The following is a 23,653-nucleotide window of genomic DNA, read 5'->3' as shown; positions in this document are numbered from 1 at the left end:
AGATTTTCATGACCAGCTTGAATGATACCTATCAGCTTTTTGAGGAAACAATTCTGCGTGCTAACATTCGTTACCTGTTAAAAGCCACACATATAATTGCATGTTTACGTGAAAAAACTCATTATGTTCATCAACCAGCAGCCCTCACTAATCTATCTTACTTAAACCTTGCTGAAGAGTACAGGAAAACGCTTGAATACACAATTAAATATCTTTCAAACAAGCTGGGTGAAGATCCAATTAATGAAGAAGACCACCTCATCAATGCGTTTCATCAACTTGTGCTGCTTGAACAGTTAGAAACAGATTTATGAGGCCATGAAAAAGTCAATCTCCTCCTGTAATAAAATGTATGGGTGCTCCTGTTGCAGTTGACGGGCCTTTACTGCAAAGTTGTGAAGAAATTGCCGATGGGCCTGAGTTTGAGGTTGAAAGGGCTTATGACGTCTTGCATTAACGATCTGCTGAATTTGTTCCATGAGATCTTGTGATGACCCGGAAATATAATGTTTCCGAAATGCATCCAGAACAAATTCAGTGGCCTGGTAATTTGGATGGGCAAGATCAATATCATAGAATCTATAATCACGCAACACGTCGATCACAAGCTCATAGGCGGGGAAATAATATAGCCTGTTGAACTTATTGACCAGATGATGCACCGATTCCAGTAACCTTGCCTTACTCCTGTTATTATCGACAACCCCGTCACGTAAATGACGCACCGGACTTATAGTAAAAATTATCTTCAGATCAGGATTAAAGTGGAATAAGCGGTAGAGGGTATTGTCAAGAGCACTTACAATTTCATCAATAGTACACATATGCTTTCGAAACCACTGTGAAGGAGCCCGATGACAATTTGCCACTGGCCTTTCAGATTCCACGAGCCTGTAAGAAAAGGCAGAACCCAGGGTGATAATCAACCATCGGGCGGTCTTAAGATGTGAGTAAGCAATATCCTGAGATTCATTGATAATCTTAAGCACTTCAGCTTTATTTGTTCCTGAAAACCTTGAATGGTGGCTCCAGCTTTGCCATAGCTCATTCAAAAGTATAAGATGATCTTCATTATAATGGCTGCGTTCAATATAACTGTTAAGGCTGTTACAAACACTGATCGGATCAAAGAGAATTCCGTGGGGATTCTGAACTACGTTGAACTTTAGATCGTGCAGTTTATTACCAATATGCTCAGTGAAACATGAACCGATGAGGAAGATAGGATCTCTATATTCTATGGGTGTTTCCGGGCCTTTAATGGTTATATCTGTGATAAATTTCATTGCACGCAGGTTAAAGGAAAATTTCATTAGCTATCTCTGATGCCTCTTCAAGGGCCTGCATATTTAGCCCTGTTGTAACTTTTTCCTGTTCGAGATACCAAACGAGGTTAGTTGTATCAATATTACCAACCAATGCATTTCCTGCCATTGGACAGCCTCCAATACCTTTCAAGGCACCATCAAACCGGCGACAGCCAGCCTTAAATGCAGCCTGAACTTTTTCATGCCAGTTAGTTGCAGCCGCATGAAGATGTACACCAATTCTTATCCCAATCATTTCTCTAATGAGATGGGATGTCAGATCATATACCTGGCTGGCAGTGGCCACTCCAACAGTATCGGCCAGGGATAATATTTTAATTCCCATAGTGGCAAGCATTGATGCTTTTTCAAATACAATATCGGCCGACCATGGGTCTCCATAGGGATTACCAAATCCCATGGAAAGATAAACCACCAGTTCTTTATTGCGATGCAAGCAAAGGTCCTGGATCTCTTCCAATATCTTCAGAGATGTATCAATGGAACTATTGGTATTACGTTGCTGAAATGTTTCTGAAACTGAAAGCGGGAACCCGAGGTAGCGGATTGCATCATACGATACCGCCTCCTCAGCACCTCTTTTGTTTGCTATGATTGCAAGAAGTGAAGATTGTGTAACACTTAGGTCCAATGCAGCAAGAACCTCCTTTGTATCGGCCATTTGGGGAATAGCTTTTGGAGATACAAAACTTCCGAAGTCGATCGTATGAAATCCAACCTTTAAAAGTGCATTGATGTAACGAACTTTTTGTTCTGTAGCAACCGGGTAATGCCAACCCTGGATAGCATCCCGGGGACATTCAACCAACTGTAGGGAATCAAGCATGTAATGCGAGCATTTTGTGCCTACGAAATTGCAGCTTTTCTTTCATTAATTCTTGCGCGTATAGCAGTAAAGAAACGGCGGCGATCTTTTTCTCCCGAATCGCTTATCAGTGTTGATTTTCGGATGATATTCTGAAAGTGTTTCGAAATGCTTTCATTGAATTGTTTGTCGCGGGTATTCAGGTAATTGAACACAGAATGCGTCAAATAAGTAACCAGCGTGTCATTGAGTTTAACCTGTATTGTATTGTCACCCAGTATAAATTCATTCACATATATCCTGTACGGGATATGGCGGTAATGTACCTTACCGTCAGGGCTGGTCTTATATCCTAATTCAGCCTGGTATTCAATATGGTCGATACATTTTTCCAGGTCCTGGTAAACATCATGAATATCACTGGTGGATTGAAAGAGGTTAGAGTCCTTATAATAATTGATCTGCATAAGGCTGGCAGAGATATTTTCAATATTCCATATTTCAGTGCATGGGAGCTGTGCATATGCATCGGCCATCTTTTCTCCTACTTTCAATAATTCCTCATCAATAAGATCAAAGTTGAATTTATGGCTCAGGAGCTCTTCATCCTGTGCAATAGAACGTCGCCAGAAATAAAGCTTAAATGCGGCCAGGCGGGGAAAATAAAAAAAATGAAAAATTGGAACATCTTTATTGAGATGAAAGATTTCCTTTTTCTCAAACGTATTCATGTATTGCAAATTACTGACCACACCATTCAGGTATTGATGAAATTTAAAATCGGGCTGGCCAACGTTTCGACCTGAGAAAATCAGTGTATCAGACTGCAGGTGAAAAAGCTGATCCAGAGAAATTTTGTATTTCATACAAAGCTTCTGGAGTTCTTCAAAACTTATTGGCTTCTCCCCACGTAGTCTTCTATATGCACTATCTGTACTAATATTCAGCAAATCTGCTATCTCTTCCACCAACGATACATGCGTAGGCAACTGAGATTTGAGATGCTGAAAGAACGCTACCTGAACATTGCCGTTTTCCATAACCAGATTTTGGGAATTTCTACCAAATCACAATTTCACATTAGTAAAATTTACCAACTTCTATTAAATATACCTCCTTTTATTGCAATAATCAATATCCTACTGGCAGTAAAAACCCAGGCATTCACCGAATTATGCAATTCTGGTTTTAACGCTATGATAATCCCATTTTATACCCCTAGTCCCGACAGTTAGTTTTGGTCTATGAAAAAGACAATAACAACCCTCCTGGCGATATTCATCCTTTTTACAGGATTCGCCCAAAAGCAAGACAGTTCCTCAAGAGCCAGGAAAGTACGCATCTACAAATCGACCGTAGTTGAAACCAATGGCAAACTCGTGGAGGGTTATCTTTCGCGGGTAACTACTGATTCCATTTACATTCAGCCCTTATCCACTTCTTTAAGCCAAAATTATGTGTTGAGTCCTGATCAGGTACAATCCATGAAACTCAAAAGAAAGGGAAGAGTAGGGAGAGGTGCTCTGATTGGCCTTGGAGCAGGAGCCATTTTTGGAACAGTACTTGGATTTGCATCGGGGGATGACAACCCTGATGAATATTGGATTTTTGCCATGACAGCAGAAGAAAAAGCTGCGGGAGGTGCCATTGTGTATGGTGCTCTTGGTGCTGCAGCGGGAACACTAATCGGTGCCCTTACAAAGAAGACCTTCATTATTGATGGCAAAAGAGAAAAATTCCAATCAAATTATAATCGGCTCGCGGAACTAGCAATGACAAAATGAGCCTATCCCCATTACCATTAAACCTTAAATCATGAAAAAGAATCTACTCAATGTGCTGCTGGCACTGTGTTTAACTTTGCCAGCAGCCTTACCTGGCTGGAGCCAGTATGTGAAGGGCAAAGTATTCAATCAATCCAGTAATGAGGCTCTTTCCAATGTTACAGTACTGATAAAAGGTACAACCACCGGCACTTATACCAATAACAGAGGCGAATTCCGATTAACAGTTCCTTCCTTCCCGGTTTCCCTTATTGTAAGTTCTATCGGATACGACAGTATCTCACTTGAGGCTATTGATACCATTCCCCTGCGGATAGAACTGGTACCACAGCACTCAATTGGGCATGAGGTAATTATTTCAGCAAATCGACGGCCTACCCGTATACTGGAATCCCCGGTTTCTATTGAACGCTATGGCAGTGCCCAGATCATTCAATCACCAGCTATCTCCTATTATGATATTGCAGCATTTCAGAAGGGCGTAGATATCACAACCTCCAGTCTAACATTTAAAACTATCAGCACACGTGGATTTAACTACAGCGGCAGCCCCAGGGTAAACCAAATTGTTGATGGCATGGACAACCAGGCACCGGCGCTTAATTTTTTTGTGGGAAGTTTTACCGGACCCACTGACCTTGATGTTGACAATGTTGAGATCCTGCCCGGTGCTTCATCTGCACTCTATGGTCCAGGGGGTATGAATGGAACCATCCTGATTACCAGTAAAGATCCCTTTGCTCACCAGGGCATAAGTTTTCAGGCCCGTAGCGGCATGATGCATGTAGATAAAAAACAACGTGAGAAGATTTCACTTCTCTCTGATTATAGTTTCCGGATTGCCAAAGCCTTTAATGATAAGTTTGCTTTTAAGATTGGGGGACAGTTCATTAAAGGTGATGACTGGCTAGCTGATGATCGAACAAACTATGAAGGGGTGGGTGCTACGGGACGAGTAAAATCAGGTGACCGTAATTCAGACCCAAACTACAACGGCGTAAATATTTATGGGGATGAAACATCCGTTGATATTCGTCCTTTTCTTGCGGGACTCAACCCAGGTGGTACTCTGCCACCAGATCCTCTGATGGTTTCGCGTACCGGTTTTGAGGAGAAACACCTTATAGATCCGCAAGCTAAAAATACACGACTTTCTGGTGCACTCCATTATCGTATCACACCTGCGTTAGAGGCGATCATATTGGGTAACTGGTCGAAGGGCAACACAGTTTATACAAGTAATAACAGGTATGCCTTAAAAGAGATCATGATCAGCCAATACAAATTTGAATTGAAGCACCGTAACTGGTTTATCCGAAGTTTCACCACCCAGGAGGATGCCGGGGAAGCATATACAGCAAATATTACAGGGCAATATCTTAATGAAGCACTTAAACCTAGTTATGATCCTGCCAATCCGATGCAAAGCTGGTATCCACAATATGCCGGAGCGTATCTCCAGGCCAGGGCAAATAATCTGGGGGAAATTGAGGCACACCAGGCAGCACGTGCCTATGCAGACCGTGATCTGGCATTACCTGGTAGCGTTCAATTTATTCAGGCATTTGATGCGATCAGGAAAACGCCAATACCAGACGGCGGACTCTTTAAAGAAAAATCACAATTATGGATGACTGAATTGCAATATAACTTTACGCATCTGGTAAAATTCGCGGATGTGATTGTAGGAGGCAATTGGAAAAAATACATTCTTGACTCTGATGGCACCTTGTTTATTGATACTGCGGGCCCCATAACAATCCAGGAAATTGGTGCCTATGCCCAGGTATCGAAAGACCTTTTGAACAAACGGCTTAATCTCTCCGCTTCCGCGAGGTGGGATAAGAACGATGACTTCAAACCCAGGTTCACCCCGAGATTCACAGCTTTAATCAGGGTGGCAAAGAATAATAATATCCGTTTGTCATACCAGACTGCATATCGCTTCGCATCAACGCAAGGAAAATACATTAGACTTAATGTTGGTGGCTATACTCTTTTGGGAGGGCTGCCCTGGATTAAAGAATATATGGAAGTGGATAAGCATCCAGTACATGAGCTTGTTGGTGAAGTACCAAAACCAACACCTTATGTTTTTACAGAATTGAAACCAGAAAGCAATCAATCTTTTGAAATTGGTTATAAGACACTATGGAATGATGTATTTATGTTGGATGCCTATGCATATTGGGGACAATACAAAGACTTTCTTGGCAGAACCACCCTTTACCAGCCCTCAACAGGTAAAATTTATTCCATTGTTACCAATAGTCAGGATAAGGTAAAAGTTTATGGATTTGGATTAGGAATGCAATACAAACTCAACGCAACAAACAGTTTGTTTATAAATGCATACTCTGATGAAATAGGAAATGTTGCAGAAGGTTTTATACCTTATTTCAATACTCCTAAATACAGGCTAAATGCCGGCTATAGTAATACAGGCATAGGCAAATCAAAAAAACTGGGATTTGGCATCACCCTTCATTGGCAGGATAGCTTTTTCTGGGAGGGTGAAATGGCTAGCGGACCAGTGAACGCATTTACTACAGTTGATGCTCAGATCTCGTATAAGTTTCCGGCGCTTAAGTCAATGATCAAACTGGGAGGTACCAATATTACAAATCATTATTACCGGAGTGGTTTTGGAAATCCTGCCATTGGTGCGGTCTATTATATCAGCCTTGGATTTGGAATATTATAAGGATCGTTGTTTCATTATCTCATAAAGGATCATTCCGGTAGCAACCGATACATTCAATGATTCAAAATTACCTGTCATGGGTATTCGAAAACTAATATCAGCAGTTTTCATGAGTGCGGGATAGATTCCTTTTTCTTCCCCACCCATGATTATGGCAGCAGGTTCCCTGAAATCACAACTGTATATGCTGGTTTCTGCTGTCATTTCGCTGGCGAATACTTTTATTCCATTCAGGTGAAGTGTATCTACTGCCTTCATAAGGCTGTTGACCCGGCACACCGCGATTTGCTCCAATGCACCGGCAGAAGTCAGGATGGCGTCTTCATTGAGGGCGCCAATCCCTTTGTCGGGGATGATGATTGCATGAACGCCGCAACAGTAAGCTGTTCGCGCTATAGCACCAATGTTCCGCACATCTGTAATTCCATCAAGCATTAACAACAAGGGCATCTCTCCACTTTCAATAATGAAGGAAAGGGTATCCTGAAGGTCCTGGTATTGAACTTTAGCGATTACTCCCACACAACCACCATGGTTGCTTATATTAAAACCATTTAGTTTTTCAACCGGAACTTTATTGACCGGAACCTGGTTTTCAGCGGCAAGTGTCCTCACTTCTTCAATCTCAGGACCATGAACCGTTTGTGAGAGATAGATGCGCTCCAACTGCTTTCCTTCCTTCATGGCAGCAATAACCTTATCGCGACCAATGATAAGCGTATTTTTTTTAGGTCTGTGTTGCTGCTGTCGGAAGGTTCTCATTGTGCAAAAATATATGAATTGTAAAAGCTGCCCCAGGGCAGCTTTTACTTATTTCAATCCAAAGGCCTTTTTAACCTTAGGAACATAATCCAGTTTCTCCCAGGTAAATAACTCTACCTTTTTTGTAATTTCCTTTCCATCAGGAGAGCGGAAGGTCTTAGTTACAATTTCCGGCTTTCTTCCCATATGACCATAGGCGGCAGTTTCACTGTATATAGGTGTTCTAAGTTTGAGGCGTTGCTCAATAAAATAAGGGCGCATATCAAACAGTCCTTCAACGATGCGAGCTATTTCGCCATCGGTCATATCTACTTTTGCTGTGCCATACGTATTCACATAAATGCCCATTGGCTGTGCCACTCCAATTGCATAGGAGACCTGAACAAGTACTTCATCACAAACGCCGGCTGCAACGAGATTCTTCGCAATATGTCTTGTTGCGTAAGCTGCGGAGCGATCTACCTTGGATGGATCTTTTCCACTGAATGCACCTCCCCCATGGGCACCTTTGCCACCATATGTATCCACAATTATTTTACGCCCGGTCAATCCCGTATCTCCATGTGGACCTCCAATAACGAACTTGCCGGTAGGGTTAATATGATACTTGATCTTATCATTGAACAACTTCGCGTACTTTTTATACTTGGTCTTGATCCTTGGAATGAGAATTTCAATAATATCTTTTTTGATCTTAGCGAGCATCTTCGCCTCTGAATCAAAATCATCGTGTTGGGTAGAAATAACGATGGCATCAATTCTTACCGGGTTGTTATTATCATCATACTCAAGTGTAACCTGGCTTTTCGCATCAGGACGCAGGTATTTGATGTGTTTGTTTTCCCTTCTCAGGGCAGCAAGTTCCTGCAATAGTTTGTGTGCAAGGTCCAGTGCGAGGGGCATATAATCTTCTGTCTCATTGGTGGCATATCCAAACATCATACCCTGGTCTCCGGCACCCTGCTCTTCCTTCTTTTTTCTATCCACTCCCTGGTTGATATCAGAGCTCTGTTCATGTATAGCAGAGAATACACCACATGAATTAGCCTCAAACATATATTCACTTTTCGTGTATCCGATCTTGCGGATTACACCCCGGGCTATTTCCTGCACATCGAGGTAAGCTTTTGATTTAACCTCACCGGCCAATACAACCTGTCCGGTAGTGACCAAAGTTTCACAGGCAACTTTTGATTGGGGGTCAAATGCTAGGAAGTTATCGATCAGTGCATCGGAAATTTGGTCAGCCACTTTATCGGGATGTCCTTCAGAAACACTTTCTGATGTAAACAAGTAAGGCATTAATGATAGATTTAAAAATTCGGGGCAAATATAAGCCAGCTGCTTATAATTTGGAGTAAACAATATAAAGTCGCATTTTCTTCACGGGATGAGCACCACCACTAACAACTACTCTTCCCGCAGCAATAGGGCCATTCAAAGCAATAAAACGAGTGATATCAGCGGTACCAGCAAGTGTTGGGCGGGTTATATAAGGTGCATACATCCTGAGTGCATAGGATTTCTCCTTCCTGGTTACAATACCCTGAACATATCGGCTGAGATCAAATTCATATCGATTGTTGGCGAGGAATCCACCAAAAAGTGCAGGATTGTAACCAAAGGCTGAATTATCCTGGGGCTCAAATGAGTTAGGAATAGTTAGAAATTTATTATTAGTACTATCAACGGCATCCAGGAAAAGGAGGTTAGGTACTTTAAAGATATTGTCTTCAGTACTCTCAAGTTTTTCAGTAATGAGAGTTGCCTTATATATCAGCCTGTTGGAGAGAGCATTGAGTCCCGGAATCTTGACTAAAACATAGGAGCCGGGTGAAGTCTGCAGGAATAATTTTTCCTGGTTTCCGGTACCATTTACCAATGCATTGCCATAATCTGTGCCGGTAGGATCACGCTGAACCAGATTAGCATTGCCTGATCCTCTAAGGATGAAATCAGTAACGGCAGTATCAGCAACCGCATTCTTCGTTGTACGGTAATGAAAGCTGAGCCTTGTATTGCCATCTGCCAGATTGAAATAAGCCAGGGCTCTTTTGATGGAAGATCCTTCATCTGCCTTTACAGCAAATCCTTTGAATTTTGTATTGAAAGCCGAATCGGTTTTGTAAGTAGTGGTATCATAACTCATAAGCCGCATCCCGAAGTCATTGGGAAGCTTTATCCTTAATTCACTGCTTGTAGTTATAGTGTCCTTAATTCTTATATAGGTTAAACTATCGTTCAGGGTATTGAATAAAAGATTCTCCTTAGATGCCAACAGGTCAGCAGTTAGAAAAGGAGCTGAGTTAATGATATAACCTTGCAACGAGTCCTTGAATGCTGCAGCCTGGTCTATTTCAAAAACACGTATCGATTGTATCGAATTGCTGTCACCATACAATGATTTGTACTTTAAGGAAAGCACGACCGAGTCGAGGCCAATAAGACTATCACGCGATTTCCCGAATGGATAACTACCAAATAACTGCGGCTGCAATTTGAAATACATCTCACCGGTAGTTTTACCAAAGGCAGGGTCGTTTAGAATTCCCAGTGCATGATCCGATGTTCTTGTTATTCGAGTGCTGTCGGGTAATTGATAAAGTTCAGTAATGACTTCGAGAGTGGTATCAAATACGTTGACATTGTCCACTGCTGGAATAAGATCTCCACCCAGATCAGTTGTTCTGATTTTGGTGCATGAAGAAATATAAAAAACGATAGCAATTAATAAGGAAAGGCTGTACAGGAGTTTCTTCACAAAAAACCGGTTAATTAGTCTAAAATTTTGGATGGCCAAAAAACACTACTTGGCAAGGTCGGTATACAGTTGTAAATAGTCTGTTAAATCAGACTCAGCATTGTATGCGAGAATCTTCTTGCCTTTCACTTTTGAAAATTCATCCGCAAGTTTCTTGTCAACTTTTTCTGCACCGAAACTGATTGCATCAGCATAGGTAGCACCACCACGAAACAAAGCAGCATTAGTACCCTCTTTGAATGGTTCAAGGTCTTTCTCCTTAACATTGGCATGGATAGCCGCAGCCTTGAGAAATTCTGGACCCAGCTTTTCCTTGAAGGTATTCTGACCTATAGTGAAAACGGTTTTACTGTGTCCAAACACCGGTTCCTTTTTGTAAGCGGTTTTCAGGAAAAGTGGAATAAGGCTGCTCATCCAACCACTGCAATGAATGATATCCGGAGGCCATCCGAATTTCTTAACAGTTTCCAGGGCACCTTTACAGAAAAAAATTGTGCGCAAACTATTATCATCATACCAGGTCTCCTTTTCATCATGGAAAACAAATTTTCGTTTGAAAAGGTCTTCGTTATCCAGAAAATAAACCTGCAGACGGGCGTTTGGAAGTGATGCCACCTTTATCTGCAGAGGGAAGTCATCATTGTCTACGGATACATTGATACCGGATAAGCGTACAACTTCATGCAAACGGTGACGGCGTTCATTAATGGTACCGAACCGGGGCATAATGCAACGCACTTCGAAACCATTGTCATTGGATTTGATGGCCAGCCTGTTCACGATCTCAGAAAACTCTGTCAGCTCCAGGTAAGGCGACATTTCGTTGGCAATGAATAAAATTCTTTTCTTTGTTGACATTTGATCGGTTACGATTGGTGAAAACAGCACTGATTTTTCAGTCAAATAGTTTGCAAAGGTATATTTTTTTAGCTGAAAAACCGGAATTAGGGCAACCCCAGATGTTAAAAACCTTCATTTATGATCCTCATCAAAAGGGCAACCGCCATATATAAGGAACTGAGAGCATTAGCACAGCAGAAAAGAACTATCGGGTTTGTTCCCACGATGGGCGCCCTACATGACGGTCATCTTTCCTTGATGGCAGCTGCAAAACAGCATAATGATATTACAGTTTGCAGCATATTCGTGAATCCTACCCAGTTCAATGACCCAAAAGACTTTGAAAAATACCCCATAACCTTAGAAAAAGACATTGAGATCCTGGAAAAAGCCGGAATGGACTTTCTTTTTCTCCCTGAAGTGACAGATATATACTCCAATGGCGTTGATCAGCTACCTAACTACGACCTTGGATACCTGGAGACCATATTTGAAGGCAAATACCGTCCCGGTCATTTCCAGGGCGTGTGCCAGGTGATGAATCGCCTGCTTGAAATTATACCAGCAGATGATCTTTTTATGGGTCAGAAAGATTTTCAGCAATGCATGGTAGTCAAAAAACTTCTTCAAATAATGGATTGTAAAACCAGGCTTCATACATGTGAAACATTGCGTGAAGCCGATGGGCTTGCCATGAGTAGCCGTAATATGCGCTTGAATGAAGAGGAAAGAAAGAAGGCCTCCCAGATAGCGGAAGTGTTGGGAAGAATAAAGAAGACTGTAAATGCGGGCCCCCTCCTCCCCATTTCAGTAGCTGCGGAAGACTCACTTAGCAGTAATGGTTTCAATGTTGATTATGTTGCGATCGCAGCGGCTGATAATCTGGAAGTATTGGATGAATGGGATGGGAAAAGACCGCTAGTGGCACTTGTTGCGGCATTTCTCAACAATGTGAGGCTGATCGATAATATGTTAATCCCTTAAATTCATTCCTGGAAAATACTAACTTGCCGAGCGTAAATAAATCAACCCCAGTAAATGGATATTGAAGTATTAAAATCGAAGGTTCATCGCTGTACCATTACAGAAGCGAACCTGCATTATGTAGGAAGTCTTACTCTTGATGAAGACATTATGGATTCGGCAAATATGATTGAGCATGAAAAGATCCAGGTTGTGAATGTAAATACAGGTTCAAGGATTGAGACCTACCTAATAAAGGGTAAAAGGGGTTCAGGGGTTTGTTGCCTGAACGGACCGGCTGCCAGGCAGGGTTCAGTTGGCGATATTGTTATCATTATTTCATATGCCCGCATGGATTTTGAGAAAGCTAAAGCCTTCCAACCGTGGATAGTGTTTCCAAAAGAGGGGAACTTATTATAATGGCAGGGTAATACCTTGCTGTTATCTTTATAGTACCAAATCATCCATATGAACAAAAAGATCAGCAGCCTTCTTCAATATGCAATATTCCTTGGGCTGGGGATCTTTCTGGTTTGGTGGAGCATTGGTAAGATCAGTCCGGCAGATTGGAATGAAATGAAGGCAGCCCTCGCGGAGACTAATTACTGGCTACTTGTTCCAGTTTCCCTCGCATTATTGCTAAGTCATTACAGCAGGGCCATCCGCTGGAAGATATTGATGGAACCCATGGGTTATAAACCCTCAAACCTCAATACCTATTTTGCAGTACTTGTAGGTTACCTTGCAAACCTGGCCGTTCCGAGGCTTGGTGAAGTACTTAAATGTACAATACTTGCACGCTATGAAAAGGTACCTGCTGATAAACTCATTGGAACCATTGTTGCAGAAAGGGCCTTCGATCTTATCTGCCTTGTAATAGTTTTTTTTATCACTATTTTCTCGCAGATAGATGTTATTGGAAATTTTGCCGGCGATATGGTCAATGACCTTCTCACCGGGGGTACTGGCGAAATAAACTATACCCGCATCCTGATGATACTATCCATTTTACTAATTATTGGAACCGGTTTTTGGTTTGCCCTATGGAAATATTCTCATATCGGCTTTATTAAGAAAATAAGGGTTGTTGTCAAAGGGATATGGGAAGGTGTTACCAGTGTTAGATACGTGAAAAATAAAGCTGGATTTTTCTTTCATACATTCCTGATCTGGTTTTTGTACCTGGCAAGTATCCGCATTGGCTTTTATGCGATGGAACCCACCAGTGGATACGGATGGCTCCCCTCCTTCTCAGTATTGTCTCTGGGTAGTGTAGGCATGATCGTTACACAGGGAGGTATTGGCGCTTATCCTATTCTCGTGCAGGAAACCATGGTACTTTATGGATTAGGGGAAAATATTGGTAAAGCATTTGGCTGGTTACTTTGGCTTGCCCAAACTTTCCTGATACTCTTATCCGGAGGCCTTTCCTTATTGTTATTACCAGCAATAAATGCTGGCAAACGTAAAGTAAGGGCCGAACAAGATATGTTTCCTACTTCGCAATCCGACAAACAAAAAATATGATGAATGCTGCAGTAATACCAACCAAAATTTTCAGGCTTCCGGATTTATTGAAGGCTGTGAACATTTGGAAATTCCTTGGTAAAAGGATCGTTTTCACAAATGGTGTGTTTGATATTCTGCATCGAGGTCATATTTATTCTCTCTCCCAGGCTGCACAGGAAGGCGATATTCTGATTGTTGCGGTAAATTCTGATGCTTCTGTTAAAAGGCTCAATAAGGGTCCTGAACGACCAATCAATGATCAGGATTCCCGTGCTGTTCTTATTGCATCTCTGATAATGGTGGATGCAGTAATTATTTTTGAAGAAGACACTCCCTTTGATCTCATAACAACAATACTACCCCATACCCTTGTAAAAGGAGGTGACTACCGCGTTGAAGAAGTTGTTGGCCACAAGGAAGTAATGGAGAATGGTGGACGGGTTGTGATCAACCCCATCGTGGAAGGTTTTTCCACGACGGGTATTGTCACAAAGATGCGTTCATCCTGATATTTAGATGGTATAACTAACCCATTTCTCATTGCTGTTATTGCTTCTGACAACATTTTCGATAAATGCCATGCCACGTATCCCTTCCGCAACGGATGGAAATTCCACTATATCTTTTACAGTTGTATTATCGAGCCTGGCCGACAGTGCAAGCGTAAAGTTCTTATACAGATTGGCAAATGCTTCCAGGTAACCTTCGGGGTGCCCGCCTGGTGTTCGGCAATTATGTTTTGCAAGGTCACTCAGGTACGCAGAACCTGCCCTTAATGTTTCCATGGGTTTATCATACCATTTAAGCAACAGACTATTAGGTTCATGCTGGTGCCATTCCAATCCACCATTTTCACCATAAATTCTTATTACGAGATTATTCTCTTCGCCTGCGGCTACCTGGGTTGCCATAAGCACACCACTTGCGCCATTATTGAATCGAAGTAGTACAGCTCCATCATCATCCAGGGCGCGACCATCAACCACCACATTCAGGTTCGCGCAAAGTTCACTTACCTGCAATCCGGTAATATATTCAGTAAGATTAAATGCGTGGGTGCCGATATCACCCATAACACCACTTTTGCCCGATTTCTTGGCATCCGTTCTCCAGGCAGCACCGGCATTGCCTTCGCGCTCAGATAACCGGCTCAACCATCCCTGGCGATATTCTACATAAACTTTTCTAATCTTTCCCAATTTACCTTCAGCAATTATTGACTTGGCTTCTTTCACCATTGGATAACCAGTATAGGTATGCGTGAGGCAAAGAATCAATCCAGTTTCCTTTACTTTTTTGTCAAGCTCCAAAGCCTCTTCAAGTGAGAGGGTTATTGGTTTTTCAATAACAACATTGAAACCTTTTTCAAGCGCCATCATAGCTGGTGCAAAATGCGCAAAATTTGGGGTAACTATAGTTACAAAATCCATCCGCGTATCGGCTGGAAGAGCAGCTTCTTTCTCTAGCATTTCTTCATAAGTAGAATATATTCTATCCTCTGCAAGGAAAAGGGAACGACCACTCGATATTGCAATTTCTTTATTGATGCTGAGTGCACCGCAAACCAACTCGATCTTTCCATCAAGATTGGCAGCATGACGATGGATAGCACCTATGAAGGCATCGCTTCCACCTCCGATCATGCCCATGCGTAATTTTCGGTTCATAACGTTGTTGTTTTATTGGGCATTGAATATACTTAAAAACCAGAATTTCCATTTTCTTTGGTGGAATTACTATTGTCCTTTATCTGATGGCAGGGCAAAAGCCAGGTACTTATCGCCTGATGGACTTCCAATTTTTCCCCCACCACAAGCGATCACTACATACTGCACTCCATCTACCATAAATGTAGCTGGTGTTGCATAACCAGGTACGGGTAATACCGCCTCCCATAAAATTTTACCCGTTTTTTTGTCGAACGCTCTGAATCGGGAATCCTTTGATGCAGCAATGAAAACGAGTCCGCCTTTTGTTACCAATGGTCCGCCATATCCTTCTGTTCCTGTAACTGGTATTCCTTTTCTGGTAAGTTCCGGATATTCCCCTACAGGCACTTTCCAGATTAATTTTCCCGTATTCAGGTCAACAGCATTTAATGTTCCCCAGGGTGGTTTTATGCCAGGATATCCGTTCCTATCGAGAAACCGATTGTAGCCGGTCATCGTGTATGGCACTTCATCTAAAATTGAGTGAGATCCGGGTTCTTTTGAAACCTCGCTTGTTTCGCTTTTAAGCGATCCATTATCAGCATTGGGAATAAAATAACTGAGCAGCGCATTTTTTTCCTGTTCTGTGAGGTGTTTGAAAGAAGGCATCATATTTTTTCCATTATCAATGGTTTTTCTCAGCTCCTCCTTATTTAAACGTTTATCAATGTCTACCAATGAAGGATAGGAAGGCCCATTGCCTTTAAGGTCGGGGCCATGGCAGGAAATACAATATTTATTGTAAACTGCTTTACCATCATCAATTTTCATATGAGCATTACCGGAAGTAGGAACATCAATCATCGTTAGTGACCAGGGCAGTTCGCTGCTATGAACATAAATAGTAGCGGATTCAGGATCCACGGCAGCGCCACCCCATTCTCCACCCCCATCAAACCCCGGGAAAATCCAGGACCCTTCTTTCGAAGGGGGAGTGAACATGGTACTATATTTTATCTTTTTATAGGCAGCTAACAACTCCGGATATGTTTGAGGGTCAAGGTCAGATATATCTTCTTCCGAGAATTTTTGTCGGGCAAATGGTTCAGGCAATGAAGGGATAGGTTGTGTTGGCCATGCTTCTTCACCAGGTAGTGCAAAAGTTGGGACAGGTTTTTCTTGTATAGGAAATAATGGATTACCATTTTCGCGGTCAAACAGGAATATATAACCGTGCTTGGTAATCTGTGCTACAGCATCAATTTTCTTACCTCCATGGGTAACAGTCAACAGGTTAGGGTTGGCTGGCAGATCGCGATCCCAAAGGTCATGATGCACTGTCTGAAAATGCCAGAGGTATTTGCCGCTAGCGGCATCAAGAGCTACCAATGAATTTGCATAGAGGTTAGTGCCTTTTCGGAATCCACCATAAAAGTCACCGGCTATTGAACCTGTAGGGATATATACAATCCCACGTTTTTCATCAAGCGACATTCCTGCCCAGCTATTTGCGCCGCCCAGCTTTTTCCAGGCATCCTTATCGGGCCAGCTATCATATCCTGTTTCACCCGGGTGAGGAATAGTATGAAATATCCATTTTCGTTTGCCAGTTCGGATATCATATCCACGAATATGACCTGGGGCACCGTCGGCAGATTCTGCTACACGAGAGCCGATAATTAATATATCCCTGAAAACGACCCCGGGTGTTGTGTTAACTATAAAAGGGTTATAACTACCATTTACTCTGTCTAAATCTTTAGTGAGATCTATAAAACCATTTTCCCCAAAACTTCTAATTGGCTTTCCATCTGCTATATTGATAGCATAAGTACGTGACCCGGCACTATAAAGAATGCGTTTTTCAGATTCATTATTTCCCTCCCAATAAACCAGGCCTCTGCTTACCTTGTAATAGGCATATGGATCAAGGTGAGAATTACTGTCTTCACTGGCAGGATCAAATATCCATTTCTCCTGTCCTGTTGAAGCATTTAAAGCAAAAAGCTTCAGTTTAGGAGAAATACCATAAAGAATATTATCAATTACTATAGGATTGCACTGATTCTGGGAACGATTGGCAGAATCGTGATCATTTGTACTATAGGTCCATGCTAATTGAAGTGCTTTTACATTCCCCTTATTTATCTGATCATTAGATGAATATCGCATACCATCAGGAGTACCGGCATAAGCAGTCCAGCCAGTATAGTCAGCCGCATTATTTGCCGCCTCCCTGCATGATTGAAGTAAGATCAGACTTAAAAAAAGTGAAGTGGCAACAGTTTGCATGAAAAAAAATTAAGGATGGAATACTTTCCTAAAATATTAAGAATCCGGCTAATATAGGTTCTAAAAAATGCTTCTAATTGACTTTAGTGTTTTCCACAATATGTGGAAAAACATAATACTGGCTTAGGGTTACTATATTTGCGGCGCTGTATTAAGTGCAGGCAAGCAATTAGTTAAAATACATGTTTATGGAAAAGAAAGTGACATTTATTCTGCCTTCTGAGGCACTTGGAGAAGCTACTGAAGCTATCCTTTTAGGTGATTTCAATAACTGGGATGTGAATGAAGGTATTGGTTTAAAAGTGCAAAAAGATGGCACCCTAAAAGCCACAGTGGCATTGGAAGCAGGTAAATCATATGAGTATAGATTTCTTCTCAATGATGGTCGTTGGGTGAATGACTGGTTTGCAGAAAATTATGTTCATAAAGCAGGATTGGCAGTAGATAATTGTGTGATTACTGTTCCTGAAGTTGTTGAAGCTGAACAGAAGTTGGCAACCAGTGAGTCAGAACCGAAGCCAGTAAAGAAAGCGCCGGCTAAGAAAGCTGCGACTGAAAAGAAAGTAGCTACTGCTAATAAGAAAGCAGAGAAGCCCGCTGTTGATGATCTCACTAAAATCGAAGGAATTGGCAAGAAAATCGCAGAATTGCTTATTGCAGACGCAATTGTTACCTATACAGATCTTTCAAAGGCCACACCCAAAAAATTGAGAGCCATCCTGGATGCTGCGGGTAATAAATTCAAAGTGCATGATCCCAGCAGTTGGCCAAAGCAGGCAAAACTTGCAGCAGCAGCCAAATGGAGCGAACTCGAAGCATTGCAGGATGAATTAAAGGCTGGAAAATAATTTAAAATATCAGGTGATTCGCTGGTATTACCGGCGGATCATCTGTATAATTGCTCTACTTCGCGAACGATCAACTCGATCTCCTTGTCTTCCGTCACCGCATTATAGGGTTGTTTTAAGCTGCTCCCGAAGAAGAAGGCTACGGTCTGCCAGAATCGCGCCGAAAATCCTCCCCTGTATTCTTTAATCAACTCATAGCAGTTATTACCAGTTTGTCTGTTGATCAACTTCATTAGCACTCTTCCCTGGTATACTGACAATTTTGTAAGAGGTTCGGTGAATTCTTTTTTTAATTCTTTTTCGCGGCTCTCCAGGTATTTTTTTCTTTGTCCGCCAGACATAGTGGCCATCTGGCCATTGATATCGTTAATGATGAGTCCGGCTCTTTTAGCATAAGGATAAGTAACATACACCGCATTTCTGAGACGGGTCCACTTCGAATATCTTTTCCTCATTGCCGGTGGCATAGGAGCATCCACAAATACATATTCCATTAAACCAGAAGGAAGCGTATCACCCGCTAATACATAGATCGGTACTATGATAGTATCATTAGGGCCCCAACGTGGATTGAAAGGCAGTGGCCCCGGCTTCGGCTTCAATGCTGGCAATGGAGCAGGAGAAGGTGATGGTTGGGGAGATTGCCCAAGCGCACCGATAACTATCAGCAACATCACCATCAAAGCAAGCAACCGACCTTTTAAAAATAGATTCCTACGCATGAATTGAACAACTACTATCTTAATGCCTCATAAGACAATCTGGTCACCCGAATAGCTGTTAGTGGTTTGCTAAATTTTATTTACAGCCTTCAGCCTTCCCTGCCGGCTTCGGTAAACTACACTTATTCCAAATCCAATTGTCATGAGTATAATGCCCAACCATAAAATATTTATATGGGGGAATTCATAAACTTTGAGCGCAACAAAAGGCACCATTCGATTACTCTCTTTAACCTGTAGCTCTATTTTCTGATCTGCCATTACCTTACTAAAACCCAATGCAATATTCTGTGCATAAACAGTATCAAGTATATACCGGGCCTGGTTGCCCTCTACATAAAATACGGGCTGGGCTGTAAAACGGGTTCCTTCTTTTGAATAAACAGTAATAGCAGCCATTAATGCCGTATCAGTTGGCTTAAACTGGTATTTTTTGTTAGAAGGGTTTGGTACAACCTTATCAAGAATAAAGAATCCATTTGAATAATAAACTGTATCCTTTACATTAACCGTATAACTTTTGAATTGCGCAGTATCCTCACGTTTATCCATATCATCTGCATAGGTGATATAGCTAAAAATATCCCTGTTCCAATAATGACGCGCATCCGGATTATTTGAGAACCCTTCCTGGCCCTTTGTATTACGGATCAGGTTAGGATATAATGAAAATGATTCTGTACTGTCTTTCTTCATCATATCAACCTTATAATAGCTTATATTTCCAGTAGCGTTTGTACTATCGCTATTCACAAAGGTTGCCCAATATTTTCCCATGTCTGTGGCAACACCTTTAATGAGGGTAAGGTTTTCAAGAGATTTTTCTTTAGACCTCTCATCAAACTTGAGATTTATACCTGTTGTATTATATGAAAGCACCTGCTTGTTGGATGATGAGATCAGAATACCAACGAGGCTAAGCCCAAATCCCACATGTGCCACTGATGCACCGGCTGCTTTTAACCTGCCATTCAAACCAATCCATATATAGCTTGCATTGGCAACAACCGAATACACACTGGCAAAAAACGCCAGATATAAGGCTGCCTGGAAACCTATTCCTTTTTTATCGTATTCAAGTCCGCTTACAAGGAAAAAAATAAGCGTAATTGCGGCTGCAATGGAAGTGGGTACTAAGATCTTTTTTACCCACAATTGTGGAGCTGTTTTTTTGTATTTGAGGTATTGGGTGATTGCAGTAAGCAAGGCAATTACAATTGCAACAAAAACCTGGATCTTGTTATAGGAGAACTCAATATCTTCAGGGGCAGCTGTTGACTGACCGGTAATTTTGTTATAGATAGGGTTAAAAGATGTTTGCCAGGTAATGATGGCTGCACTGAGAAATAATACGAGCGCGCCGATGAACATCCAAAATTCTCTGGAAGATGTTTCCTCTTCTTTTACAATATGGGGAATCTCTTTAAATCTTTTGAAGAATAATACGAATGCAGGAACCAGAAATATCAATAAGAATATCAACAGCTGGGCGTCCATACCCAGACCTGTAAATGCGTGTACTGAGCTATCTCCTAAAACTCCGCTCCTTGTTAAAAAAGTTGAATACAAAACAAGGCAGAAACCAAGTATAAAGAAGACTTTGGTTGCCCGAAGTGAGTGCCCTGTTGCATTATATATAACCTGGGTGTGAATACCAGCAACAAGTACCAGCCATGGTACCAATGAAGCATTCTCCACAGGATCCCATGCCCAATAACCACCAAATGTTAGTGACTCATAAGCCCAGGCAGCCCCCATCATTATACCTAATCCCAGGATCCCTGCTGCAAAAAGACTCCATGGAAGTGCTGGCTTCGTCCATGTATAATCCTTTTTCCATAATCCCGCTATCGCAAAAGCAAAGGGAACAATTGAAGCCGCAAATCCAAGAAACAATACGGGTGGGTGTATTACCATCCAGTAATTCTGAAGGAGTTGGTTAAGGCCCTGTCCATCCTGCATTTGTGCAAGGCTCAGATAATCGGCTCGTGCAAATACAGGAGCGTCTGCAAATTTTTCCCTAACCAGTAGAAAAGGATTGCTACCAATGGAAGTGTCTCCTACATAAACCCCCAGGATAAAGGTTGCCAGGCATAACTGCATAAATGAGATCACAGCCATTACCGGCGCTTCCCATTTCGTACCCCTGAAAATTAAAAGCGCACCCAATACTGCGTGCCAAAGGGTCCATAGCATAAAACTACCCTCCTGTCCCTCCCAAATACATGCAAGAAGGTATTGCGTATTGAGGGAAAGGTTACTATGGTTCCATGCATAAAAATACTCGAAGCTATGCGATGAAATAATATAATAAAGTATTCCGAAAACAGTGAATACAGAAAGGAAATCGATGCCAAATGCTATCCTGGCAAGCTTTCTCCAACGAATTTCTTCGGCGGGGTCAATTGAGTTTGCGGATTTGAAATAGGATATGGTAGCAACCAACGACGACACCAATGCAAGTACTACAAAGAAATGCCCCAGTTGCCCAGGCAACAGGTTTTCACCGATATAATTCATGGGAGAATCAAATTAATTTGAACTCAGATTTTTCTTGTTTACTTCAACGTCTTCCTTATACTTGGAAGGGCATTTCATGAGCATCTCATCGGCTTCAAACTGGCCATCTTTCATACTTCCTTTCAATACGAGACGCTCACTTTTCTCAAAATCTGTGGGCTTGGCATTGTGATAGATCACAGGGGTTGAGTTGCCCAGCGTGTCAATTGCGGTAAACCGCATGTAATTCGGGTTTTTAATGGCATCGTACTCTACGGGCTTGGTCTTGTCCAGTTTTGCAATGAGGTGTACAAATTTTCCCTCTTTTTCACGTGCAGAGGCAACCGTGTCATAAGTTGTGAGATCGCCCATAAAGCTGATAAGCACCGCAATAGCTATTGCAATGAAAATCAAGATAATAATGTGTGTCTTTTTCATATTGCGCAGTGTTCCGCCGCAAAGTTAGTCCAAATTGGCATTGGGTATTGATTTGTTTATGCCATACAACCCTAACTTTTAATTTTGCATCTACCTGCGGCTGTCCTAACTTGCGGCCGTTTTTAATATACAGATATGGACCTCTCCCAGTTCGATGCAAATAGCCTTGGCAACCCCAATCATAACCTTTTTGGACTCCCAACTTCTGAGGAAGATGCGCGCCTGGTAATAGTTCCCGTTCCGTGGGAAGTGACAGTGAGCTATAATGCAGGAACAGCAAGAGCCGCAGATAATATCTCCAAAGCTAGTCTTCAGGTTGACCTCTATGATGCCGACTACCACGATATATGGCGCAATGGTTTTTATATGCGGGAGGTAGATAAAAAGATTTTGTTAAAAAGTGATTACCTACGCAAAGAGGCCGAATTGTACATCGATTATATTTCAAATGGAGAGGAAGTTGAACGAAATAACTTCATGTGCCGCTCACTTAAGGAGATCAATGAAGGAAGTAATTTTATGATCAACTGGGTTCATGCGCAAACTAAAGAACTCCTGGAGAAAGGCAAACTGGTTGCCTTGCTGGGTGGCGATCACAGTACACCCTTCGGATACATCAAAGCACTAACAGAAAAACATGGTTCTTTTGGAATACTGCAGATAGATGCTCACTGCGATCTTAGAAAGGCCTATGAGGATTTCCGTTATTCACATGCCAGCATAATGTTTAACGTTCTGGAAGAAATGCCGGGAATTGAAAAGCTGGTTCAGGTTGGCGTTCGTGATTATTGTGATGAAGAAATAGATTATATCAGGGCCAGCAAAGGCAGGGTTGTAACATATTTCGACCAGCAGATCCGCGAGCGCATGTATGAAGGTGAAACCTGGAAAAAAATAACGGATGAGATTGTTGAAGGCCTCCCACAAAAGGTTTACCTGAGTTTTGATATAGATGGACTTGATCCAAAACTATGTCCCAATACCGGAACCCCTGTTGCCGGCGGATTCGAGGTTTCACAGGTGTTTTATCTTTTCAAAAAAGTGGTGGAAAGTGGCAGGCAGATCGTTGGGTTTGATCTCAATGAAGTTGGCGTAGGCAATAATGACTGGGATGCCAATGTGGGTGCCCGGGTGCTGTACAAACTTTGCAACATGTTTGTTGCCAATAATCTCTGAGCATGATTTATAAATACGTTGTGACCCTGGAAAATACCAGCCGAAGGCTTGTAGACAGGTTCAGTATACTGTTAAGTTCAGCTTCGGTTTTACTATTCCTTCTCCAATATATCAGTTCTGATGATAAACGAATGATGCAATTAATCGGTGCTACAGTAATAGCGCTATTAGTTGTCATTAATATTTTTCGCCTCAAAAAATTAGGGAAATCTGTAACATACAGTTATGCCCTGTTTGTTACCGCCCTTACCTGGGCGAGCATGCCTTATTTTCCATGGCTCAGCGCCCTATTTCTCGTTATGGCTCTTGTTGAAAGACAGGCAAAGAAAAACCTTGAGATCGGTTTCAACGACGATAGAATTGTTTTCAACAGTATCCCAAGAAAACAATATGAGTGGGAAGATTTTACAAATATCATGCTGCGTGACAATCTCCTTACGTTAGATTTTAAAAATAATAAACTCATACAGCGCGAAACCTCTGATGATGATGAAGGAGAAGATGATTGCAGTGAAGATGAATTTAACAGTTATTGCAGGGAAAGGATTCATAAAATAGTATGATCGTTCCATC

At 41.8% G+C, this 23,653-nt stretch carries 22 protein-coding genes; 10 read left to right on the top strand and 12 right to left on the bottom strand.

Going from position 1 to position 23,653, the window contains the following annotated elements; all coding sequences use genetic code 11:
• Positions 1 to 8 precede the first annotated feature (8 nt).
• The gene (locus V6M43_RS09970; protein WP_332734825.1) at positions 9 to 314 is read left to right on the top strand and encodes a hypothetical protein; all 306 of its coding nucleotides are present in this window, start codon (positions 9 to 11) and stop codon (positions 312 to 314) included.
• On the opposite strand, the gene V6M43_RS09965 is transcribed toward V6M43_RS09970, so the two are convergent.
• From V6M43_RS09965 to V6M43_RS09955, 3 genes are read right to left on the bottom strand one after another with little or no spacing between them, the layout of a single operon-like run.
• Positions 309 to 1,286 carry a GSCFA domain-containing protein gene (locus V6M43_RS09965; RefSeq protein WP_332734823.1) on the bottom strand — a complete coding sequence of 326 codons (978 nt, stop codon included), beginning with the start codon at positions 1,284 to 1,286 and terminating at the stop codon, positions 309 to 311. The two genes, V6M43_RS09970 and V6M43_RS09965, sit on opposite strands and share 6 nt — an antisense overlap.
• A 10-nt stretch (positions 1,287 to 1,296) precedes the next feature.
• A complete protein-coding gene (locus V6M43_RS09960) occupies positions 1,297 to 2,154 on the bottom strand; it encodes a hydroxymethylglutaryl-CoA lyase (protein WP_332734821.1) in 858 nt (285 codons plus the stop codon).
• Positions 2,155 to 2,174: 20 nt separating this feature from the next.
• Positions 2,175 to 3,173, bottom strand: coding sequence for a helix-turn-helix domain-containing protein (locus V6M43_RS09955; protein WP_332734819.1), 999 nt, complete (start codon positions 3,171 to 3,173; stop codon positions 2,175 to 2,177).
• A 204-nt stretch (positions 3,174 to 3,377) separates the two neighbouring features.
• Between V6M43_RS09955 and V6M43_RS09950 the strand changes: the two genes are divergently transcribed.
• Positions 3,378 to 3,917, top strand: a complete 540-nt coding sequence (locus tag V6M43_RS09950) for a hypothetical protein (RefSeq protein WP_332734817.1) — start codon at positions 3,378 to 3,380, stop codon at positions 3,915 to 3,917.
• 31 nt (positions 3,918 to 3,948) lie between these two features.
• On the top strand, positions 3,949 to 6,621 hold the full coding sequence (locus V6M43_RS09945; RefSeq protein WP_332734815.1) for a TonB-dependent receptor: 2,673 nt from the start codon (positions 3,949 to 3,951) through the stop codon (positions 6,619 to 6,621).
• On the opposite strand, the gene rlmB is transcribed toward V6M43_RS09945, so the two are convergent.
• Genes rlmB through V6M43_RS09925 form a run of 4 tightly spaced genes read right to left on the bottom strand, consistent with a single transcriptional unit; the run spans position 6,616 to position 11,002 of the window.
• Positions 6,616 to 7,383 (bottom strand): 23S rRNA (guanosine(2251)-2'-O)-methyltransferase RlmB, encoded by a 768-nt coding sequence (gene rlmB / locus V6M43_RS09940; protein WP_332734813.1) that lies wholly within the window; start codon positions 7,381 to 7,383, stop codon positions 6,616 to 6,618. The two genes, V6M43_RS09945 and rlmB, sit on opposite strands and share 6 nt — an antisense overlap.
• Positions 7,384 to 7,431: 48 nt before the next feature.
• A complete protein-coding gene (metK, locus tag V6M43_RS09935; protein WP_332734811.1) occupies positions 7,432 to 8,685 on the bottom strand; it encodes a methionine adenosyltransferase in 1,254 nt (417 codons plus the stop codon).
• A gap of 43 nt (positions 8,686 to 8,728) precedes the next feature.
• Complete coding sequence (locus tag V6M43_RS09930) at positions 8,729 to 10,144, bottom strand: DUF4270 family protein (RefSeq protein ID WP_332734809.1); 1,416 nt, start codon at positions 10,142 to 10,144, stop codon at positions 8,729 to 8,731.
• A 45-nt stretch (positions 10,145 to 10,189) separates the two neighbouring features.
• A complete protein-coding gene (locus V6M43_RS09925; protein WP_332734807.1) occupies positions 10,190 to 11,002 on the bottom strand; it encodes a glycogen/starch synthase in 813 nt (270 codons plus the stop codon).
• A gap of 120 nt (positions 11,003 to 11,122) precedes the next feature.
• Between V6M43_RS09925 and panC the strand changes: the two genes are divergently transcribed.
• Genes panC through rfaE2 form a run of 4 tightly spaced genes read left to right on the top strand, consistent with a single transcriptional unit; the run spans position 11,123 to position 13,965 of the window.
• Positions 11,123 to 11,968, top strand: coding sequence for a pantoate--beta-alanine ligase (panC, locus tag V6M43_RS09920; RefSeq protein ID WP_332734805.1), 846 nt, complete (start codon positions 11,123 to 11,125; stop codon positions 11,966 to 11,968).
• A 54-nt stretch (positions 11,969 to 12,022) separates the two neighbouring features.
• On the top strand, positions 12,023 to 12,367 hold the full coding sequence (gene panD, locus V6M43_RS09915; RefSeq protein ID WP_332734803.1) for an aspartate 1-decarboxylase: 345 nt from the start codon (positions 12,023 to 12,025) through the stop codon (positions 12,365 to 12,367).
• A gap of 48 nt (positions 12,368 to 12,415) precedes the next feature.
• Positions 12,416 to 13,474, top strand: coding sequence for a lysylphosphatidylglycerol synthase transmembrane domain-containing protein (locus V6M43_RS09910; RefSeq protein ID WP_332734801.1), 1,059 nt, complete (start codon positions 12,416 to 12,418; stop codon positions 13,472 to 13,474).
• Positions 13,471 to 13,965 carry a D-glycero-beta-D-manno-heptose 1-phosphate adenylyltransferase gene (gene rfaE2 / locus V6M43_RS09905; RefSeq protein ID WP_332734799.1) on the top strand — a complete coding sequence of 165 codons (495 nt, stop codon included), beginning with the start codon at positions 13,471 to 13,473 and terminating at the stop codon, positions 13,963 to 13,965. The genes V6M43_RS09910 and rfaE2 overlap by 4 nt, the downstream gene beginning before the upstream one ends.
• A gap of 3 nt (positions 13,966 to 13,968) precedes the next feature.
• Here the strand turns inward: rfaE2 and V6M43_RS09900 are convergent, their stop codons facing one another.
• Together V6M43_RS09900 and V6M43_RS09895 are read right to left on the bottom strand one after the other, a co-directional pair.
• On the bottom strand, positions 13,969 to 15,123 hold the full coding sequence (locus V6M43_RS09900) for a Gfo/Idh/MocA family protein (RefSeq protein WP_332734797.1): 1,155 nt from the start codon (positions 15,121 to 15,123) through the stop codon (positions 13,969 to 13,971).
• Between the two features lie 69 nt (positions 15,124 to 15,192).
• A complete protein-coding gene (locus tag V6M43_RS09895) occupies positions 15,193 to 17,397 on the bottom strand; it encodes an outer membrane protein assembly factor BamB family protein (protein WP_332734795.1) in 2,205 nt (734 codons plus the stop codon).
• 188 nt (positions 17,398 to 17,585) lie between these two features.
• On the opposite strand from V6M43_RS09895, the gene V6M43_RS09890 reads away from it, so the two are divergent.
• On the top strand, positions 17,586 to 18,245 hold the full coding sequence (locus V6M43_RS09890; RefSeq protein WP_332734793.1) for a glycoside hydrolase family 13: 660 nt from the start codon (positions 17,586 to 17,588) through the stop codon (positions 18,243 to 18,245).
• Positions 18,246 to 18,283: 38 nt separating this feature from the next.
• On the opposite strand, the gene V6M43_RS09885 is transcribed toward V6M43_RS09890, so the two are convergent.
• From V6M43_RS09885 to V6M43_RS09875, 3 genes are all read right to left on the bottom strand, one after another.
• Positions 18,284 to 18,967 carry a DUF4294 domain-containing protein gene (locus V6M43_RS09885; RefSeq protein ID WP_332734792.1) on the bottom strand — a complete coding sequence of 228 codons (684 nt, stop codon included), beginning with the start codon at positions 18,965 to 18,967 and terminating at the stop codon, positions 18,284 to 18,286.
• A gap of 69 nt (positions 18,968 to 19,036) precedes the next feature.
• Positions 19,037 to 21,487 (bottom strand): cytochrome c biogenesis protein CcsA, encoded by a 2,451-nt coding sequence (ccsA, locus tag V6M43_RS09880; RefSeq protein ID WP_332734790.1) that lies wholly within the window; start codon positions 21,485 to 21,487, stop codon positions 19,037 to 19,039.
• Positions 21,488 to 21,499: 12 nt separating this feature from the next.
• Positions 21,500 to 21,904, bottom strand: a complete 405-nt coding sequence (locus tag V6M43_RS09875) for a cytochrome c maturation protein CcmE domain-containing protein (protein ID WP_039132589.1) — start codon at positions 21,902 to 21,904, stop codon at positions 21,500 to 21,502.
• A gap of 135 nt (positions 21,905 to 22,039) precedes the next feature.
• Here V6M43_RS09875 and V6M43_RS09870 point away from each other — a divergent pair, with 135 nt between their 5' ends.
• Together V6M43_RS09870 and V6M43_RS09865 are read left to right on the top strand one after the other, a co-directional pair.
• Entirely contained in the window at positions 22,040 to 23,080 is a 1,041-nt protein-coding gene (locus V6M43_RS09870; protein WP_332734788.1) for an agmatinase family protein, read from the top strand.
• 2 nt (positions 23,081 to 23,082) lie between these two features.
• Positions 23,083 to 23,643, top strand: a complete 561-nt coding sequence (locus tag V6M43_RS09865) for a hypothetical protein (protein ID WP_332734786.1) — start codon at positions 23,083 to 23,085, stop codon at positions 23,641 to 23,643.
• Positions 23,644 to 23,653: the final 10 nt, after the last annotated feature.

It is taken from the genome of Flavihumibacter sp. (genome assembly GCF_036676075.1).
GTDB lineage: Bacteria > Bacteroidota > Bacteroidia > Chitinophagales > Chitinophagaceae > Flavihumibacter.
The sequence above is the reverse complement of the archived record's forward strand: the minus strand, read 5'-3'. Positions and strand labels throughout refer to the sequence as shown.

What these genes read in the sequence shown, in the direction of transcription:
- V6M43_RS09970 (WP_332734825.1), top strand. Translation starts at nt 9, where the DNA reads ATGACCAGCTTGAATGATACCTATCAGCTTTTTGAGGAAACAATTCTG.
- V6M43_RS09965 (WP_332734823.1), bottom strand. Translation starts at nt 1,286, where the DNA reads ATGAAATTTATCACAGATATAACCATTAAAGGCCCGGAAACACCCATA.
- V6M43_RS09960 (WP_332734821.1), bottom strand. Translation starts at nt 2,154, where the DNA reads ATGCTTGATTCCCTACAGTTGGTTGAATGTCCCCGGGATGCTATCCAG.
- V6M43_RS09955 (WP_332734819.1), bottom strand. Translation starts at nt 3,173, where the DNA reads ATGGAAAACGGCAATGTTCAGGTAGCGTTCTTTCAGCATCTCAAATCT.
- V6M43_RS09950 (WP_332734817.1), top strand. Translation starts at nt 3,378, where the DNA reads ATGAAAAAGACAATAACAACCCTCCTGGCGATATTCATCCTTTTTACA.
- V6M43_RS09945 (WP_332734815.1), top strand. Translation starts at nt 3,949, where the DNA reads ATGAAAAAGAATCTACTCAATGTGCTGCTGGCACTGTGTTTAACTTTG.
- rlmB (WP_332734813.1), bottom strand. Translation starts at nt 7,383, where the DNA reads ATGAGAACCTTCCGACAGCAGCAACACAGACCTAAAAAAAATACGCTT.
- metK (WP_332734811.1), bottom strand. Translation starts at nt 8,685, where the DNA reads ATGCCTTACTTGTTTACATCAGAAAGTGTTTCTGAAGGACATCCCGAT.
- V6M43_RS09925 (WP_332734807.1), bottom strand. Translation starts at nt 11,002, where the DNA reads ATGTCAACAAAGAAAAGAATTTTATTCATTGCCAACGAAATGTCGCCT.
- panC (WP_332734805.1), top strand. Translation starts at nt 11,123, where the DNA reads ATGATCCTCATCAAAAGGGCAACCGCCATATATAAGGAACTGAGAGCA.
- panD (WP_332734803.1), top strand. Translation starts at nt 12,023, where the DNA reads ATGGATATTGAAGTATTAAAATCGAAGGTTCATCGCTGTACCATTACA.
- V6M43_RS09910 (WP_332734801.1), top strand. Translation starts at nt 12,416, where the DNA reads ATGAACAAAAAGATCAGCAGCCTTCTTCAATATGCAATATTCCTTGGG.
- rfaE2 (WP_332734799.1), top strand. Translation starts at nt 13,471, where the DNA reads ATGATGAATGCTGCAGTAATACCAACCAAAATTTTCAGGCTTCCGGAT.
- V6M43_RS09900 (WP_332734797.1), bottom strand. Translation starts at nt 15,123, where the DNA reads ATGAACCGAAAATTACGCATGGGCATGATCGGAGGTGGAAGCGATGCC.
- V6M43_RS09895 (WP_332734795.1), bottom strand. Translation starts at nt 17,397, where the DNA reads ATGCAAACTGTTGCCACTTCACTTTTTTTAAGTCTGATCTTACTTCAA.
- V6M43_RS09890 (WP_332734793.1), top strand. Translation starts at nt 17,586, where the DNA reads ATGGAAAAGAAAGTGACATTTATTCTGCCTTCTGAGGCACTTGGAGAA.
- V6M43_RS09885 (WP_332734792.1), bottom strand. Translation starts at nt 18,967, where the DNA reads ATGCGTAGGAATCTATTTTTAAAAGGTCGGTTGCTTGCTTTGATGGTG.
- ccsA (WP_332734790.1), bottom strand. Translation starts at nt 21,487, where the DNA reads ATGAATTATATCGGTGAAAACCTGTTGCCTGGGCAACTGGGGCATTTC.
- V6M43_RS09875 (WP_039132589.1), bottom strand. Translation starts at nt 21,904, where the DNA reads ATGAAAAAGACACACATTATTATCTTGATTTTCATTGCAATAGCTATT.
- V6M43_RS09870 (WP_332734788.1), top strand. Translation starts at nt 22,040, where the DNA reads ATGGACCTCTCCCAGTTCGATGCAAATAGCCTTGGCAACCCCAATCAT.
- V6M43_RS09865 (WP_332734786.1), top strand. Translation starts at nt 23,083, where the DNA reads ATGATTTATAAATACGTTGTGACCCTGGAAAATACCAGCCGAAGGCTT.